General features: G+C 73.9%; 16 protein-coding genes. 7 read left to right on the top strand and 9 right to left on the bottom strand.

Annotation, left to right across the window (positions count from 1 at the left end; all coding sequences use genetic code 11):
• Window positions 1-168 carry a hypothetical protein gene (locus tag ACIRVF_RS18895; RefSeq protein WP_402818601.1) on the top strand — a complete coding sequence of 56 codons (168 nt, stop codon included), beginning with the start codon at window positions 1-3 and terminating at the stop codon, window positions 166-168.
• Between the two features lie 66 nt (window positions 169-234).
• On the opposite strand, the gene def is transcribed toward ACIRVF_RS18895, so the two are convergent.
• From def to ACIRVF_RS18855, 8 genes are all read right to left on the bottom strand, one after another.
• Window positions 235-885, bottom strand: coding sequence for a peptide deformylase (gene def / locus ACIRVF_RS18890; protein ID WP_402818598.1), 651 nt, complete (start codon window positions 883-885; stop codon window positions 235-237).
• Window positions 886-928: 43 nt separating this feature from the next.
• On the bottom strand, window positions 929-1,915 hold the full coding sequence (locus tag ACIRVF_RS18885) for a tetratricopeptide repeat protein (RefSeq protein ID WP_380412007.1): 987 nt from the start codon (window positions 1,913-1,915) through the stop codon (window positions 929-931).
• A 317-nt stretch (window positions 1,916-2,232) separates the two neighbouring features.
• A complete protein-coding gene (locus ACIRVF_RS18880; RefSeq protein WP_402818595.1) occupies window positions 2,233-3,588 on the bottom strand; it encodes an HD-GYP domain-containing protein in 1,356 nt (451 codons plus the stop codon).
• On the bottom strand, window positions 3,585-5,006 hold the full coding sequence (locus ACIRVF_RS18875; protein WP_402818592.1) for an HD-GYP domain-containing protein: 1,422 nt from the start codon (window positions 5,004-5,006) through the stop codon (window positions 3,585-3,587). The genes ACIRVF_RS18880 and ACIRVF_RS18875 overlap by 4 nt, the downstream gene beginning before the upstream one ends.
• Window positions 5,007-5,346: 340 nt before the next feature.
• Window positions 5,347-5,802 (bottom strand): mycothiol system anti-sigma-R factor, encoded by a 456-nt coding sequence (gene rsrA, locus ACIRVF_RS18870; RefSeq protein ID WP_402818589.1) that lies wholly within the window; start codon window positions 5,800-5,802, stop codon window positions 5,347-5,349.
• Entirely contained in the window at window positions 5,799-6,449 is a 651-nt protein-coding gene (locus ACIRVF_RS18865; protein ID WP_167352976.1) for a sigma-70 family RNA polymerase sigma factor, read from the bottom strand. Before ACIRVF_RS18865 ends, rsrA begins: the two co-directional genes overlap by 4 nt.
• A 407-nt stretch (window positions 6,450-6,856) precedes the next feature.
• The gene (locus ACIRVF_RS18860; RefSeq protein ID WP_402818586.1) at window positions 6,857-7,495 is read right to left on the bottom strand and encodes an alpha/beta family hydrolase; all 639 of its coding nucleotides are present in this window, start codon (window positions 7,493-7,495) and stop codon (window positions 6,857-6,859) included.
• Between the two features lie 32 nt (window positions 7,496-7,527).
• Window positions 7,528-8,280, bottom strand: coding sequence for an SOS response-associated peptidase (locus tag ACIRVF_RS18855; protein WP_402818583.1), 753 nt, complete (start codon window positions 8,278-8,280; stop codon window positions 7,528-7,530).
• A gap of 138 nt (window positions 8,281-8,418) precedes the next feature.
• On the opposite strand from ACIRVF_RS18855, the gene ACIRVF_RS18850 reads away from it, so the two are divergent.
• The 5 genes from ACIRVF_RS18850 (at window position 8,419) to hisN (ending at window position 12,937) form a co-directional block, all read left to right on the top strand.
• Window positions 8,419-9,141 carry a M50 family metallopeptidase gene (locus ACIRVF_RS18850; protein WP_402818580.1) on the top strand — a complete coding sequence of 241 codons (723 nt, stop codon included), beginning with the start codon at window positions 8,419-8,421 and terminating at the stop codon, window positions 9,139-9,141.
• A gap of 59 nt (window positions 9,142-9,200) precedes the next feature.
• On the top strand, window positions 9,201-10,550 hold the full coding sequence (gene aroA, locus ACIRVF_RS18845; RefSeq protein WP_402818577.1) for a 3-phosphoshikimate 1-carboxyvinyltransferase: 1,350 nt from the start codon (window positions 9,201-9,203) through the stop codon (window positions 10,548-10,550).
• Window positions 10,551-10,565: 15 nt separating this feature from the next.
• On the top strand, window positions 10,566-11,621 hold the full coding sequence (rsgA, locus tag ACIRVF_RS18840) for a ribosome small subunit-dependent GTPase A (protein WP_402818574.1): 1,056 nt from the start codon (window positions 10,566-10,568) through the stop codon (window positions 11,619-11,621).
• Window positions 11,622-11,742: 121 nt separating this feature from the next.
• Entirely contained in the window at window positions 11,743-12,066 is a 324-nt protein-coding gene (locus ACIRVF_RS18835) for a DMT family transporter (protein ID WP_402818571.1), read from the top strand.
• Window positions 12,067-12,139: 73 nt separating this feature from the next.
• Entirely contained in the window at window positions 12,140-12,937 is a 798-nt protein-coding gene (gene hisN / locus ACIRVF_RS18830; protein WP_402818569.1) for a histidinol-phosphatase, read from the top strand.
• Between the two features lie 79 nt (window positions 12,938-13,016).
• Here hisN and ACIRVF_RS18825 read toward each other — a convergent pair whose 3' ends face one another.
• A complete protein-coding gene (locus ACIRVF_RS18825; protein ID WP_402818566.1) occupies window positions 13,017-14,492 on the bottom strand; it encodes a catalase in 1,476 nt (491 codons plus the stop codon).
• Between the two features lie 105 nt (window positions 14,493-14,597).
• Here ACIRVF_RS18825 and ACIRVF_RS18820 point away from each other — a divergent pair, with 105 nt between their 5' ends.
• Window positions 14,598-15,011: a Fur family transcriptional regulator gene (locus ACIRVF_RS18820; protein WP_030282277.1), complete on the top strand. Its 414-nt coding sequence runs from the start codon at window positions 14,598-14,600 to the stop codon at window positions 15,009-15,011.
• Window positions 15,012-15,018 lie beyond the last annotated feature (7 nt).

Here is a 15,018-nt window from a genome sequence, read left to right as displayed (position 1 = left end):
ATGCCGCGCGCCCTCGAAGCGGCCCGGGGCGACGGCGGCGCCGCGCCGGTCGGCGAGACGATCGGCCACATGGGCGAACTGCGCGGTACGGCGCAGCAGTTGAGCGGCATCAAGCTGCCCGCCGATCCCTGCTTCAGCTACGGCCCGGAGTGGCTGTTCGTCCGGTAGTAGCCTCCGAGCAGCACGAAGGCCGGTGCGGTCCACCCGCACCGGCCTTCAACATGCAGGCGGCTGCTACTCGTTCGGCACGGTCGCGTACTTCGCGGTGCCCTCGGCCATCTGCTTCAGGGCGTCCTTGCGGTCCCGCTTCGACAGCTTGTCGATGTAGAGGGTGCCGTACAGGTGGTCGGTCTCGTGCTGCAGGCAGCGGGCGAAGAACCCGGTGCCCTCGACCCGGATCGGCTTGCCGTCCTTGTCGACGCCGGTCACCGCCGCGTAGTCCGGACGCGGCAGCTCGGCGTAGGCGGTCGGGACGGACAGGCAGCCCTCGTTGCCGTCGTCGAGCACCCGGCGGCGGTCGGCCGGGTACTCCTCCAGCCGCGGGTTGATCACATGGCCGATGTGGCGCACGCCCTCGTCGTCCGGGCAGTCGTAGACGAAGACCTTGAGGTCGACGCCGATCTGGTTGGCGGCCAGGCCCACGCCCTCGGCGGCGTACATCGACTGGAACATGTCGTCGATCAGCGCGGACAGTTCGCCGTCGAACACGGTGACGTCCTTGACCTCGCGGTGCAGGACGGGGTTGCCGACCACGGTGATCGGGCGCGCGGTGCCCTTGCTGAGGTCGGGCTCCTCACCGATCACCTTCACGGGGGCGTCGGACGCCGCCCCCTCCACGTCGTGCCCGTGCTCGTGCTCGTGGTCGTGGTCGTGCTGCTCCGCCATGTCTTCCGCTTCCATAGGGTCTACGCGTACCTCACCAGGGTACTCAGCAGACTTCTTCGAGATCCCGGTAAGCCCGGGTTCCGGGGGCGGCCGCGACCCAGCGGTCCAGCAGCACCCTGACCAGGTGCGCCGGGGCCGCGATCCCGCACTCGCGCTCGACGAGCCAGGACATCCCGGCGGCGCCGCCCTGACTGAGGTGGCTGAGGTGCCCCGGGTGGGCGGCGTCGCCGTCGTCGTGCGGGTCGTGGTGGGCGACGACCCCGTCGTCCGAGGCCATCCGGCTCTCCGAGCAGGCACGGCACAGCAGCCGCACCGAGGAGGTCCAGTCCTCGGCCGCGTACCCGGCCTCGGCGACCAGCCGCTCCAGGGCGTCCCGGTCGCCGGCGGTCGCGGCCTGCAGCAGCACCACGTACGTCGGCACCGGGGAGGGCGCCCACAGCTCGATCTCGTCGAAGACGGGATAGGCGACGCCGTCGGTGACCCGCTCGCCGTGCGGGGCGCCGTCGTGCAGCACCACCTCGCCCCAGCGGCGGCCGGAGGAGGGCAGCGGGATGGACAGCACCTCGATCCGGGCCGGGTCGAGCCGGCGGCCCCACACCACCTCGGACTCGCCGTCCGGGGACAGCCGCACCGGGGTGGTGCCGAGGTCCAGGCTGACCGGGCCGTCCCCGCCGGGGCCGCCGGGCAGCTTCAGCCCGTACGCCTGCCAGGCACGGCGGGCCAGCGGCCAGTCCTGGAGGGCGGTGGCGGTGATGCCGAGGTTCCACCAGTCCGGGGCGCCGTGCTCGCGGTCCAGCAGGGCGACGGCGCGCAGGCCGGCCGAGCGGGCCTGCTCCCAGTCGCGGCGGAACTTGTGCAGCAGGGCGAGGTTGAACCAGGAGTCGGACAGCCAGGGCTCCAGGTCGGCGGCCATCACCAGCAGGGCGCCGGCGTCCTCGTAGCGCCCGTCGCCGATCAGCGTGAAGGCCCGGTCGGTCGTCTGCCGCCAGGTGGCGGACGGCCGGTGCCGTGCCCGGTGGAAGATCCTCACGTTCGTCCCTGCCGTCGTCGTCCGCTCAAGTCCCGTACCGCCGGGCCCGTCCCGTCCTCGACGGAGGCCGGGTCCCGGTGTTCCGGGTCGGTGTTCCACGCTACGACCGCATCCAACCACGCCCGCCCCCGCCCGCGCTCCCCACCGCCGAGGTTGGGGCCCGTCCCTCCCCAGCCTGCCCGCCGCGGCGCGCCTCCTCAACCCCGGACGGCCGCCGCCCGACCGCACCCCCGGGCCGGGCCCGGAGGTACCCGCCCCGGATCCGCCCCGACCCGGAGGACCCTCGCCGTGCCCCGCCCGGCCCGGAGGGCCCCCTCTCAGCCCCGGCCCTGCCCGCCGACCCGGGCGAGCGCGTCCACCACCCGGGCGTCGTAGACCCGCCCCCGCCCCAGGCGCAGCACCTCCAGCGCCTCCAGGCGCCCCACCGCCTCGCCCAGGCCCCGGCCGCGGGCGGCGGTCAGCAGGTCGTCGTGGGCGTTGGCGACCCGGATGATGCGGGCGGCCAGCGGCACCGGCCGCTCGCCGCCGGCCGGGCCCTGGCAGGGGTCGGCCAGTCGGGCGACCTGCTCGGCGACCTGCCGGGGCACTCCGGTACGGCTGATCACCTCGCTGCCGAGCCGGGCGATGCGCTGTTGCTCGGCGCAGGACAGCAGCGCGGTGGCGCCGTCCGGGACCGGTTCGACCAGGGACAGCTGGCCGACGTCGTGCATCAGCGCCGCGTACTCCAGCAGGGCGAGCTCGCGGGTGCCCAGCCCCAGCTCGCGGCCGAGCGCGCACGCCGTGTCCGCGACCCGGCGCGCGTGCCCGTGCGGGGTGTAGCCGGCGACCTCGGTGGCCCGGGCCAGGCTGGCGATGGTCTGCCCGGTGGTGGCCCGGACCGCCGCGGCCCGCCGGAAGGAGATCTGGGCGAGCAGCAGCGGGGTGCAGAACAGCGGCAGCGCCCACAGCCCGACCTCGCCGGCCGCGAGGCTGACCAGCATCCCGGTGGCGACGATCGCCGAGCCGATGCCGAACAGCGAGCGCAGCTCGTCCTCCAGCGCGGCCGGGAACCGCAGCCCCTTGGCGGAGGCGCGCAGCAGCGCGGCCAGGGTCGCGTCGCAGAGCGCGGCCAGCGCGGCGACGGCGGTCAGGAACGCCCCGTACGCCGGGCCCTCGGGCGAGAAGCGGTCGACCAGGCCGCCGTTGTAGAGCGGCTGGAAGACGGCGGCGGCGAAGCCGCCCGCGAGCAGCCGGCGGGCGGCGCTGTCGCGGCGGGCCGGGTCGGCCCAGGGCGGGCGCCGGTGGGGGCGCCCCGGGAGGTGCGGGGCGAGGCCGGGCAGCCAGCCCAGCAGCAGGCCGATCCCGGTGACGGCGACCACCTGGAGGGTGCCGTGGGCGGTCGGCACCCCGCGCAGCGGTCCGAGCAGTGCGTACGCCAGCGCGCCGGCGGCGCCGATGGGCGCCTGCTCGCGGTCACCCGGAAGGGTGATCCGGACGCACTCGCCGAGCGCGATCAGCCCGGCGAAGGCCAGCGCGATCCGCGGTTCGGCGACCCCGCGTTCCGCGACCGCGCCGAGCGCGAGCACCAGCAGCGCGGCGGCGGCCGCGTGCACGGCGCGGGCGGTGCTCCCGCGCGGTGCACGGGCGCGGACGGTCCGGCCGACGGGCAGCGCCGCGCGCCCGGGGCCGGTCACGACTGCCCGGCCACGGCGGCGGTCCCGCCCTGGGCGGGCACCCGGCCGGGCGCGGCCCGCACCGGCTCGGGCACCCCGAGCGGGATGTCCGGCACGGCCCGTACGCAGTCCTCGGGGTGCACCACGGGCTGCCAGTCGTGCACGGCCAGGGCGTCGATCAGCGCCCGCACCATCACCGGGTCGAACTGGCTGCCGGAGCAGCGCTCCAGCTCGGTGACCGCCTCGGTGACGGGGCGGCCGCGCCGGTAGGAGCGGGTGGAGGTCATCGAGTCGAAGGCGTCGGCGACGGAGATGATCCGGGCGAACTCGGGGATCTGCTCGCCGGCCAGCCCGCTCGGGTAGCCGCGCCCGTCCATCCGCTCGTGGTGGTGCAGGATCCCGGCGTGCGCCTCGCCGAGGAAGTCGATCCCGCGCACCAGCTCGTACCCGTACACCGGGTGGACCTCCACCGCGCGGCGTTCGTCCTCGCTGAGGGGACCGTTTCTGCGCAGCAGCTCGGTGGCCACCCCGAGCTTGCCGACGTCGTGCAGGATCCCGGCGAACCGCAGGGTGCGCAGCCGCTCGGGCTCCATGCCGAGCTGAGTGGCGATCAGCACCGAGGCCCGGCCGACCCGTTCGCTGTGCCCGCGGGTGTACGCGTCCTTGATCTCCACCGCCTGCACCAGCGACTGCACGGTGGCCTGGTGGGCGTCCCGCTCGCGCTGGCCCTGGGCGAACACCCAGGCCGAGATGGACAGCGGCAGCAGCGCCAGCAGCGCGGCGAACGCCCCGTACGGGCCCTGCCAGAGCACCGCGACCATCAGCCCGCCGGCCGCGTGCACCAGCACCGGCAGCCCGCACACCGCGCAGGCGCCGCGCAGCACCTCACCGGCCCGCCGGCCCTCGCTGAGCACCACCATGACGCCCACCACGAGCCCGTTGACCAGGCAGAACGCGGCGACGGCGGCGAAGCCGGGCAGCAGCGCGGCCGGGAAGCGGGAGCCGAGCAGCAGCTGGGGGCCGTGCAGCAGGTGGAAGGCGACGGAGGCGGCGAAGGCGCACAGCGCGAGCTGGGAGCCGTTGAACAGCTGGCGTCCGCGGCAGCCGGGGCCGGTCGGGCCGCCGAGCAGCGCGGCCGGGGCGGCGACCAGGGCGGCGGCGGCCGGCGGCAGCATCAGCACCCCGGCGAACAGCACCGGGAAGAAGGCGTTCACGCCGGGACGGGCGGGCGCCCGTTCGGCGGGCACGGGGCGGCGCAGCAACCGGCGCAGCAGGAGCGAGCAGGGGGTCGGCAGCCCCTGGGCGAGCGACTCCCAGCAGCCGTGCAGGAAGCCCAGCAGACCGACCTTGGGCCAGTCCACCGGGTGGCCGAGCCAGTGCGGCACCCCGGGCGTGACGGCCTGGGGCAGCAGCGGCAGCAGGCAGCACAGCGCCGCCACCGGAACGGTCGTCAGGTAGCGCGCCGCCCCCCGCGGCAGGGTCGCGCCTCCACTGTCGGTAGCGATCTCGACCTCCCCGCGTCCGGGCCCCGTGTTGCCTCAGCGCGCCGGGGGGCCCGGCGGTGAGCGTCCGTCAGGAGGATAGGCCGCCGCCCGGGCACGGGGACGCATGATCGTGCAATGGCGCAGTTGGCGCACCGCCAACTCACTCGAACGAGTGAGGGCGCATGCGAGCAGAACGGGAGCGGCCCCGGGAGCGCACGCTCCCGGGGCCGTTGAACTCCCGGACCGAACCGTTTCGCCCGCCCTCGCCGGCGGACCGCCCGGGCCACCCGCCGGACTACTCCGCGGGGGCCCCGGCCTCGACCGGCGCACCAGGGCGCGCGGCCGGCTCCTCGGACACGCCGTCCTGCGCCGGGGACTGCGCCCCGCCCTGCGACCGCTCCTGTGCCCCGTCCGGCCTGGGCGCCGGTCGGGCGGACTCGGCATGCACCTCGACCGAGGCGTCCACCGCGACGACCACCGGCTCGCCCGGGCGCTGCCCGGACCGGATCGAGTCGATCCTGGCCAGGACCTTGCCGCGCAGATCCGCCGGGGTGTCGTCACAGCCGCAGGACCGCTTGATCAGCGCCTTGATCGCCTGCTCCAGCCCGTACTGCTTCAGGCACGGCGAGCACTCCTCGAAGTGCACGCGCAACTTGGCGCAGTCGCCCTCGGCCATCTCGTTGTCGAGGAATTCATAGAGGTGGTCGAGGACCTCGCCACACTCGGTTTCGTGCGGATCGCCGCAGCTCATGAGCCCGAGCCCTTCGCTTCCTGCCCTGCCCCGCTGCCGGCCGGGACCAGCCCGCGCTCACGGGCGTAGTCCTCCAGCATGCCGCGCAGCTGCCGGCGGCCGCGGTGCAGCCGGGACATCACCGTACCGATGGGAGTACCCATGATGTCCGCGATCTCCTTGTACGCAAAGCCTTCTACGTCCGCGAGATAGACGGCGATCCGGAATTCCTCCGGGATGGCCTGGAGCGCGTCCTTCACATCGCTGTCGGGGAGGTGGTCGAGCGCCTGGGTCTCGGCCGAGCGCAGACCGGTCGACATGTGCGACTCGGCCCGGGCCAGCTGCCAGTCCTCGATCTCCTCCGCCGCCGTGCGCTGGGGCTCGCGCTGCTTCTTGCGGTACGAGTTGATGAACGTGTTGGTGAGGATGCGGTACAGCCAGGCCTTGAGGTTCGTGCCCTCACGGAACTGGTGGAAGGACGCGTACGCCTTCGCGAACGCCTCCTGGAGCAGGTCCTCCGCGTCCGCGGGGTTGCGCGTCATGCGCAGCGCCGCGGAGTACATCGGGTCGAGGTACCCCAGGGCGTCGCGCTCGAAGCGCTCCCGCCGGGCCTCCTCGGACTCCTCCGCCGACACCCGGAAGGTGTCCTCACCGATCGCCTCGGCCAGCTCCTCACCGGTGAGCGCCTCGCCCGCAGGCAGGGCCTCGTCCGGGCCACGGCCCGGATCGGCCTCGTGCTCGGTCCCGACGACCGGACCCACCTCCTCGGCAACACGCGCGCGGCCCACGGCGGGCCGCCCAGAAATGGAGGATATCGGGCTGACGGGCTTCTCGCCCGCGTCAATCCACTCCGGCCAGGAGGGAGCGAACGCCACGGCGGCCTCGCGCTCCTCAGGCCGTTCGGGGCACGCGATCGAACCCATCTGCCCTGCCTCTCACCGGTGACTCGTGCTGACGGACACGACAACCACCCCGGCCCCGCCCGCATTCCCGCCCCACCACACCATTCACTCGCGCGAGTGAGCGAGTGGAAACGCCCTGCTCACCGCGGACGGCGAGGCTCACGGCGGCCCGGTCACACCAGGCCCAGCACCCAGTCCCCCACCGCCGAGCAGATCAGCCCCAGCACCTCGTCCTGCCCCACCGCAGCCCGCTTGGGCACCTCGAAACCGTGGTTCCCGTACGGCAGCCCCACCAGCTCGTGCCCCTCCGGCAGCTCCGGGAACTCCTCCGGCCCGCCGAACGGATCCGCCGCACCCTGCACCACCAGCGTCGGCAGCCCCGACCCCAGCAGCTCCTCCGCCCGGCTCTTCTCCGGCCGGCCCGGCGGGTGCAGCGGGAACGCCAGCGCCACCACCCCCACCGCACCGCTCGCCGCCGCCGTCCGGCAGGCCACCCGCGCCCCGGCGCTGCGGCCCCCGACCACCAGCGGCAGCCCCTGCCCCGCGAGCAGCTCCGCGACCGGCCGCCAGCCGAGGTCCAGGGTCCTCGGCGCCGGGCCCAGCTTCCTGCCCGCCACCCTCCAGGGCTGCTCGACCAGCGCCACGGTGATCCCGCGCGCCGGCAGCCGTTCGGCCAGCGCCACCAGGTCCCGCGCCCCGATCCCGCCGCCCGCGCCGTGCCCCAGCGCCAGCACCGCCCTCGCGGCGCCCGACCGGTGGTAGGTGATCCGGGCGTCCCCGGCCTCCGTGGCGACGAGTTCGGAGGTGGTCATCTCAGCGGCTCCCGTGCGGCGTTCAGAACAGTTCAGAACAGTGTGGTCTCGTGCTCGACCTCGACCCACGGCTCCTTGAGCTCCGGGCCGTTGTTGCGGATGTTGCCCACCGCCGGCGACACCGGCGTGGCCAGCAGCGCCCCCGGCGCCGGGGGTATCAGCAGCCGGCGCAGCTCGTCCGGGTCGTCCAGCCCCGGGTCCAGCCACTCGCCCCAGGACTCCCGGTCCAGGAACAGCGGCATCCGCTCGTGGATCGACGCCAGCGCCTCCTCGGCGTCCGTGGTGACGACCGTGAACGTCACCAGCCAGGCCCGCGGATGCCCCGGCGGCACCGTCCGGTCGCGCCAGAACTCGTACAGCCCGGCCAGCGCCAGCGGGCCGCCGTCCACCCGGGAGACGAAGAACGGCTTCTTGCGCGCCTTCCCCCGCTCGCCCGGCACCGTCTGCCACTCGTAGTAGCCGTCCACCGGCAGGATGCACCGGCGCGAGGAGAAGGCCTGCCGGTACGCGGGCTTCTCGTGCACCGTGTCCGACCGCGCATTGATCATCTTCACCGCCGTCTCGGCGGAGTTCGACCACTGCGGCACCAGCCCCCAGCGCAGCGCCCGCAACTGCCGCACCGGCCGCGCCGCCCCCTTCGCCTGCCGCTCCAGCACCACGAAGGCGCTGTTGGTCGGCGCCACGTTCCAGTTCGGCTCCAGGGACTCCTCCGGATCCCAGAACTCCACGTCGAACAGCTCGACGAGGTCCTCGGGCTTGCTGCTGGCTGCGAAGCGACCGCACATGCGGGCCAGCTTGCCATGCCCCCCGCCCTCACCACTTCCTCATCCACGGACCAGAACCGCCCGCTCCCACCCGCCCGTCCCCGCATGGGAGGCTGCCCCGAACGGCCCAACACAGCGAACGGAGGCGCAGACCCCCCGATGAACCCGAACAACCAGAACCTCGGCGAACTGTGGGACCGGGTCACCGGCACCCAGGCCGCCCCGCCCGGCTGGCTCGTCCTCGCCACCGGCTGCGCCGCCCTGCTCACCGTCCTCGCCCGGCCCCTGTGGCACGTCGCCCGCAACGCCGTCACCATCGCCCACGAGGGCGGCCACGGCCTCGCCGCGCTCGCCACCCGCCGCAGGCTCGCCGGCATCCGGCTGCACTCCGACACCTCCGGGCTCACCCTCTCCTACGGCCGCCCCACCGGCCCCGGCATGATCCTCACCGCCGCCGCCGGCTACACCGCCCCCGCCCTGCTCGGCCTCGGCTGCGCCGCCCTGCTCGCCGCCGACCGGATCACCCTGCTGCTGTGGCTGGCCGTCGCCCTGCTGCTGGCCCTGCTCGTCCGCATCCGCAACGCCTTCGGCCTGCTCGTCGTCCTGATCGCCGGCGGCGCCTTCTTCCTGGTCTCCTGGTTCGGCACCGCCCAGGTCCAGGCCGGCTTCGCCTACCTCGGCTGCTGGTTCCTGCTGTTCGGCGCGGTGCGCCCGGTCCTGGAGCTCCAGCACCAGCGCCGCATCGGCTGGGCCCGCGACTCCGACGCCGACCAACTCGCCCGGCTCACCCACGTCCCCGCCCTGGCCTGGGTCGCCGTCTTCCTGCTGATCGCCCTCGCCTGCCTCGCCCTGGGCGCCAGCTGGCTGCTCCAACCCCTGTGACTCTCTCACCATGCGGCCGTCGCAGGGTCCGTTCCGGTACGGCCCCTAGACTGGCCCCCATGACCGAGACCCCGTGGCCCGCCCCCGTCGCCACCGCCCCCGTCGACGCCACCGTCACCATCCCCGGCTCCAAGTCGGTCACCAACCGGGCCCTGGTGCTGGCGGCACTCGCCGACGGGCCCGGCTGGGTGCGCCGGCCGCTGCGCAGCCGCGACTCCCAGCTGATGGCCGACGGCCTGCGCGCCCTCGGGGTCACCATCGAGGAGAAGGTCAACAACGACTCCGGCGGCACCGGCGGCGGCGAGGCCTGGCGGGTCATCCCGGCCCCCGTCCTGCGCGGCCCCGCCAACGTCGACGTCGGCAACGCCGGCACCGTGATGCGCTTCCTGCCCCCGCTCGCCGCCCTCGCCGACGGCCCGGTCCACTTCGACGGCGACCCGCGCAGCCACGAGCGCCCCCAGCACGGCGTGATCAACGCCCTGCGCGCGCTCGGCGCCCGGATCGACGACGGCGGCCGCGGCAGCTTCCCGCTCACCGTCCACGGCACCGGCGGCCTCGACGGCGGCCCGGTCGAGCTGGACGCCTCCTCCTCGTCCCAGTTCGTCTCCGCCCTGCTGCTCTCCGGCGCCCGCTACAACCACGGCGTCGAGGTCCGGCACGTCGGCGGCCCCGTCCCGTCGCTGCCGCACATCCGGATGACCGTCGAGATGCTGCGCCTGGCCGGCGCCCAGGTCGACGCCCCCGAGGACGGCGGCGAGAAGGACGTCTGGCGGGTCACCCCCGGCGCCCTGCTCGGCCGCGACCTGGTGGTCGAGCCCGACCTGTCCAACGCCGCCCCGTTCTTCGCCGCCGCCCTGGTCACCGGCGGCCGGGTGACCGTGCGCGACTGGCCCAAGCACACCACCCAGCCCGGCGACCAGCTGCGCGACCTCTACACCCGGATGGGCGGCGCCTGCGAGTTCACCGACGAGGGCCTGCAGTTCACCGGCACCGGCCGCATCCACGGCATCGAGGCCGACCTGCACGACGTCGGGGAGCTCACCCCGGTGATCGCCGCCGTCGCCGCCCTCGCCGACTCCGAGTCCCACCTGTACGGCATCGCCCACCTGCGCCTGCACGAGACCGACCGGCTCGCCGCCCTCGCCAAGGAGATCAACGACCTCGGCGGCGACGTCAGCGAGACCGAGGACGGCCTGCGGATCCGCCCGCGCCCCCTGCGCGGCGGCGTCTTCCACACCTACGAGGACCACCGCCTGGCCACCGCCGGCGCGGTGCTCGGCCTCGCCGTGCCCGGCGTCGAGGTGGAGAACGTGGCCACCACCGCCAAGACCCTGCCCGACTTCCCCAAGATGTGGGCGGAACTGCTCGGCGAGGGCGAAGGCGACGGCGGAGCGGCGAAGGACGCCTGAGCGGAGACTGGAGCCATGCGCCGCTACGGCAAGGACGCCGACGAGGACGACATCCGCAACCGCCCCGCCCGCCGGGGCTCCCGGCCGCGGACCCGGATCCGGCCCAAGCACGAGGACGCCGCCGGGGCGATGGTGCTGACCGTCGACCGCGGCCGGATCACCTGCCTGGTCGACCCGGGGACCAAGCAGGAGCGCCAGGTCGTCGCCATGAAGGCCCGCGAGCTGGGCCGCAAGGGCGTCGTCGTCGGCGACGTCGTCAACCTGGTCGGCGACCTCTCCGGGGACACCGACACCCTCGCCCGGATCGTCCGGGTCGAGGAGCGCAGCTCCGTGCTGCGCCGCACCGCGGACGACGACGACCCGTACGAGCGGATCGTCGTCGCCAACGCCGATCAGCTGGCCATCGTCACCGCGCTGGCCGACCCGGAGCCGCGCCCCCGGCTGATCGACCGCTGCCTGGTCGCCGCCTACGACGCGGGCATGGAACCACTGCTGGTGCTCACCAAGTCCGACCTCGCCCCGGCCGAACCGCTGCTGGAGTCGTACGCCCCGCTCGGCATCAACTACGTCGTCACCCGCCGGGACGAACTGGAGACCGCCGGCGCCGAGGCCGTCCGCGAGCACCTGTGCGGACTGTCCACGGTGTTCATCGGCCACTCCGGCGTCGGCAAGACCACCCTGGTCAACGCCCTCGTCCCGGACCGCCGGCGGCAGACCGGCCACGTCAACGCCGTCACCGGCCGCGGTCGGCACACCACCGTCTCCGCCCTCGCCCTGCGGCTGCCCCCGCCGCCCGGCGCCAAGGCCGGCTCCCGCAAGGCGCTCGACACCGGCTGGGTGATCGACACGCCCGGCTTCCGCTCCTTCGGCCTCTCCCACATCGACCCGTCCCGGGTCATCCACGCCTTCCCCGACCTGGAGCCCGGCACCGTCGACTGCCCGCGCGCGTGCAGCCACGACGAGCCGGACTGTGCCCTGGACGCCTGGGTCGCCGACGGCCACGCCGAGGCCGCCCGGCTCTACTCGCTGCGCCGCCTGCTGTCCAGCAAGGAGACCCGCGAGGGCGACTGACGGGTCCGCCGTCCCCCCGGGGTTCGTGACCCGTTCGAGGTGTCGGACCCGCCCTCCCTGGTGATCATAGGAAAGTCGGGCCGGGCACGGCCCGTCCGTCGATCGACTGGGAGGGCACGCGATGGCATGGGCCCTGGTGGTCCTGGCCGGCCTGCTGGAGACCGGCTTCGCGATCAACCTCAAGCTCAGCGAGGGTTTCACCAGGCTCTGGCCCACCATCAGCTTCTGCGTGTTCGCGCTCGGCAGCTTCGGGCTGCTCACCCTCTCGCTGAAGAACCTGCCGGTCGGTCCCGCCTACGCGGTGTGGACCGGCATCGGCGCGGCCGGCACCGCGATCTACGGCATGGTCTTCCTGGACGAGACCACCTCGGTGCTCAAGCTGGTCTCCATCTCCCTGGTGATCGCCGGCGTGATCGGCCTCCAGCTCAGCGGCACGGCCCACTGACCCGCCGCGCGTTCCGGCACCGGCGCGCCCTCGTGCTCGGGGCGGCCCGGGTCACTGAGCTAGGGTTTCCGGCATGGCCGACTACCACGACGATCTCCGACTCGCCCACGTCCTCGCCGACTCGGCCGACTCGGTCACCCTGGAGCGCTTCCGCGCCCTCGACCTCAAGATCGAGACCAAGCCGGACCTGACCCCGGTCAGCGACGCCGACAAGGCCGCCGAGGAACTGGTGCGCAGCGTGCTCCAGCGCGCCCGCCCGCGCGACGCCGTCCTCGGCGAGGAGTTCGGCCTCCAGGGCTCGGGCCCGCGCCGCTGGGTGATCGACCCGATCGACGGCACCAAGAACTACATCCGCGGCGTCCCGGTCTGGGCCACCCTGATCGCCCTGCTGGAGGACGGCCCGGACGGCGTCGAGCGCCCGGTGGTCGGCATCGTCTCCGCCCCTGCGCTGCAGCGCCGCTGGTGGGCGGCCAAGGACCTGGGCGCGTACGCGGGCCGCAGCCTCGCCAAGGCCTCCCGGATCCACGTCTCCGGGGTCTCCCGGATCGAGGACGCCTCCTTCTCGTACTCCTCGCTCACCGGCTGGGAGGACCGCGGCCGCCTCGACCCGTTCCTGGACCTCACCCGCGCCTGCTGGCGCACCCGCGCCTACGGGGACTTCTGGTCCTACATGATGGTCGCCGAGGGCGCCGTGGACGTCGCCGCCGAGCCCGAGCTCTCGCTGTGGGACATGGCCGCGCCCTGCATCGTGGTCGAGGAGGCGGGCGGCCGCTTCACCGGCCTGGACGGCGTCCCCGGCCCGGGCGGCGCCGACGCGGTGGCCAGCAACGGCCTGCTGCACGAGGAGGCCCTGCGGCGCCTGTCCGTCTGAGCTCCGCCCCGCCGCACATGGTTGCGGGCCCCTCGACCAGTGGGAGCTGGTCGAGGGGCCCGCCGCTTTCCCGGTCCGGCTACTGCTTGCGCAGTTCCCGGACCGCCGCGTCCAGCCGCTGCCCGTAGTCGGCGTCGGCCCTGCGGAAGTTGTCGATCGCTCGCTCCACGATGTCCTCGCGGTCGGCCGAGACCTTGGCGATGAAGCCCGCCAGGTTGGCGATCAGGCGCTGCTTCTCCTCCTCGGAGTACAGCCGGTAGAGGTTGCCCGCCTGCACGAAGTCGTCGTCCTCGGCGTGCGAGGGCGTCGCGTGGGTGCCGGTGTACCCGTCGAGCGCGGTCGCCGCCCACAGCGGACGGCCGGTCTGCACCGGGCCGCCGAAGCTGTTCGGCTCGTAGTTCTTCTGCCGCCCGTGCCGGCCGTCGTACAGGTGGCCGTCGCGGCTGTTGGTGCGGGCCTCGGTGGCGTGCGGGCGGTTGACCGGCAGGTGGTCGGCGTTGATGCCGACCCGGTAGCGGTGGGCGTCGGCGTAGGCGAACAGCCGGCCCTGGAGCATCTTGTCCGGGGACGGGCCGATGCCGGGCACGAAGTGCGCCGGGGAGAACACCGACTGCTCGACCTCGGCGAAGACGTTGTCGGGGTTGCGGTTGAGCTCCAGCCGGCCGATCTCGATCGGCGGGTAGTCGGCGTGCGGCCAGACCTTGGTCAGGTCGAAGGGGTTGAAGCGGTAGGTGGCGGCGTCGGCCGCCGGCATGATCTGGACCTGGACCGTCCAGCTGGGGAACTCGCCGCGCTCGATCGCCTGGCGCAGGTCGCGCTGGTGGCTGTCCGGGTCCTCGCCGGCGAGCTTGTTGGCCTCGGCCTGGGTGAGGTTGCGGATGCCCTGGTCGGTCTTGAAGTGGTACTTGATCCAGAAGTGCTCGCCGGCCTCGTTCTGCCACTGGAAGGTGTGCGAGCCGAAGCCGTCCATGTGCCGGTAGCTCGCCGGGATGCCGCGGTCGCCGAACAGCCAGGTCACCTGGTGGGTGGACTCGGGCGACAGGCCCCAGAAGTCCCAGACGTTGTCGGCCTCCTGCGAACCGGTGTACGGGTCCCGCTTCTGGGTGTGGATGAAGTCCGGGAACTTGATGGCGTCCCTGATGAAGAACACCGGGGTGTTGTTGCCGACGAGGTCGTAGTTGCCCTCCTCGGTGTAGAACTTCAGCGCGAAACCGCGCGGGTCGCGCACCGCGTCGGCCGCGCCCAGGTTGCCGGCCACGGTGGAGAAGCGCAGGAAGACCTCGGTCTGCTTGCCGACCTCGGACAGGAAGGCCGCGCGGGTCCAGGGGGTCACGTCGGCGGTCACCGTGAAGGTCCCGTACGCGCCCGCGCCGCGGGCGTGCACCACGCGCTCCGGGATCCGCTCGCGGTTGAAGTGCGCGAGCTTCTCGAACAGCAGCTGGTCCTGGATCAGGGCCGGGCCGCCGACCCCGGCGGTCTCGGTGTTCTGGTTGTCGGCGACGGGGGCGCCGGCCTCCGTGGTGAGGGTCGGGCGCAGCTCGTCCTGCGTGGTCATAACGGGTCGCCTCCGAGGGATCCGGTCGTGATGACACGATCCTAACTTGGACTTTGTCTAAGTCAACACTGGCACCAATCTCAGAGCGTGACTTACTCTGGTTCCATGAGTGACCTGCTGGAGAGACTGCGCGGACGCGGCTGGCGGCTGACCTCGCAGCGCCGGGTGGTGGCCGAGGTCCTCGACGGCGAGCACGTCCACCTCACCGCGGACGAGGTGCACGCCCGCGCCGCCGGCCGCCTGCCCGAGATCAGCCGCGCCACCGTCTACAACACGCTCGGCGAGCTCGTCGCCCTCGGCGAGGTCCTTGAGGTCGCCACCGACGGCCGCGCCAAGCGCTACGACCCCAACGCCCACCGCGCCCACCAGCACCTGGTCTGCTCGGGCTGCGGCGCGATCCGCGACGTCCACCCCCACGGCGACCCGCTCGCGGCCCTGCCCGCCGCCGAGCGCTTCGGCTTCGCCGTCGCCACCGCCGAGGTCACCTACCGCGGCCTGTGCCCCGACTGCCGGCCCTGACCCGGCC

The sequence above is a fragment of the Kitasatospora sp. NPDC101157 genome, assembly GCF_044768255.1.
GTDB lineage: Bacteria > Actinomycetota > Actinomycetes > Streptomycetales > Streptomycetaceae > Kitasatospora.
The sequence above is the reverse complement of the archived record's forward strand: the minus strand, read 5'-3'. Positions and strand labels throughout refer to the sequence as shown.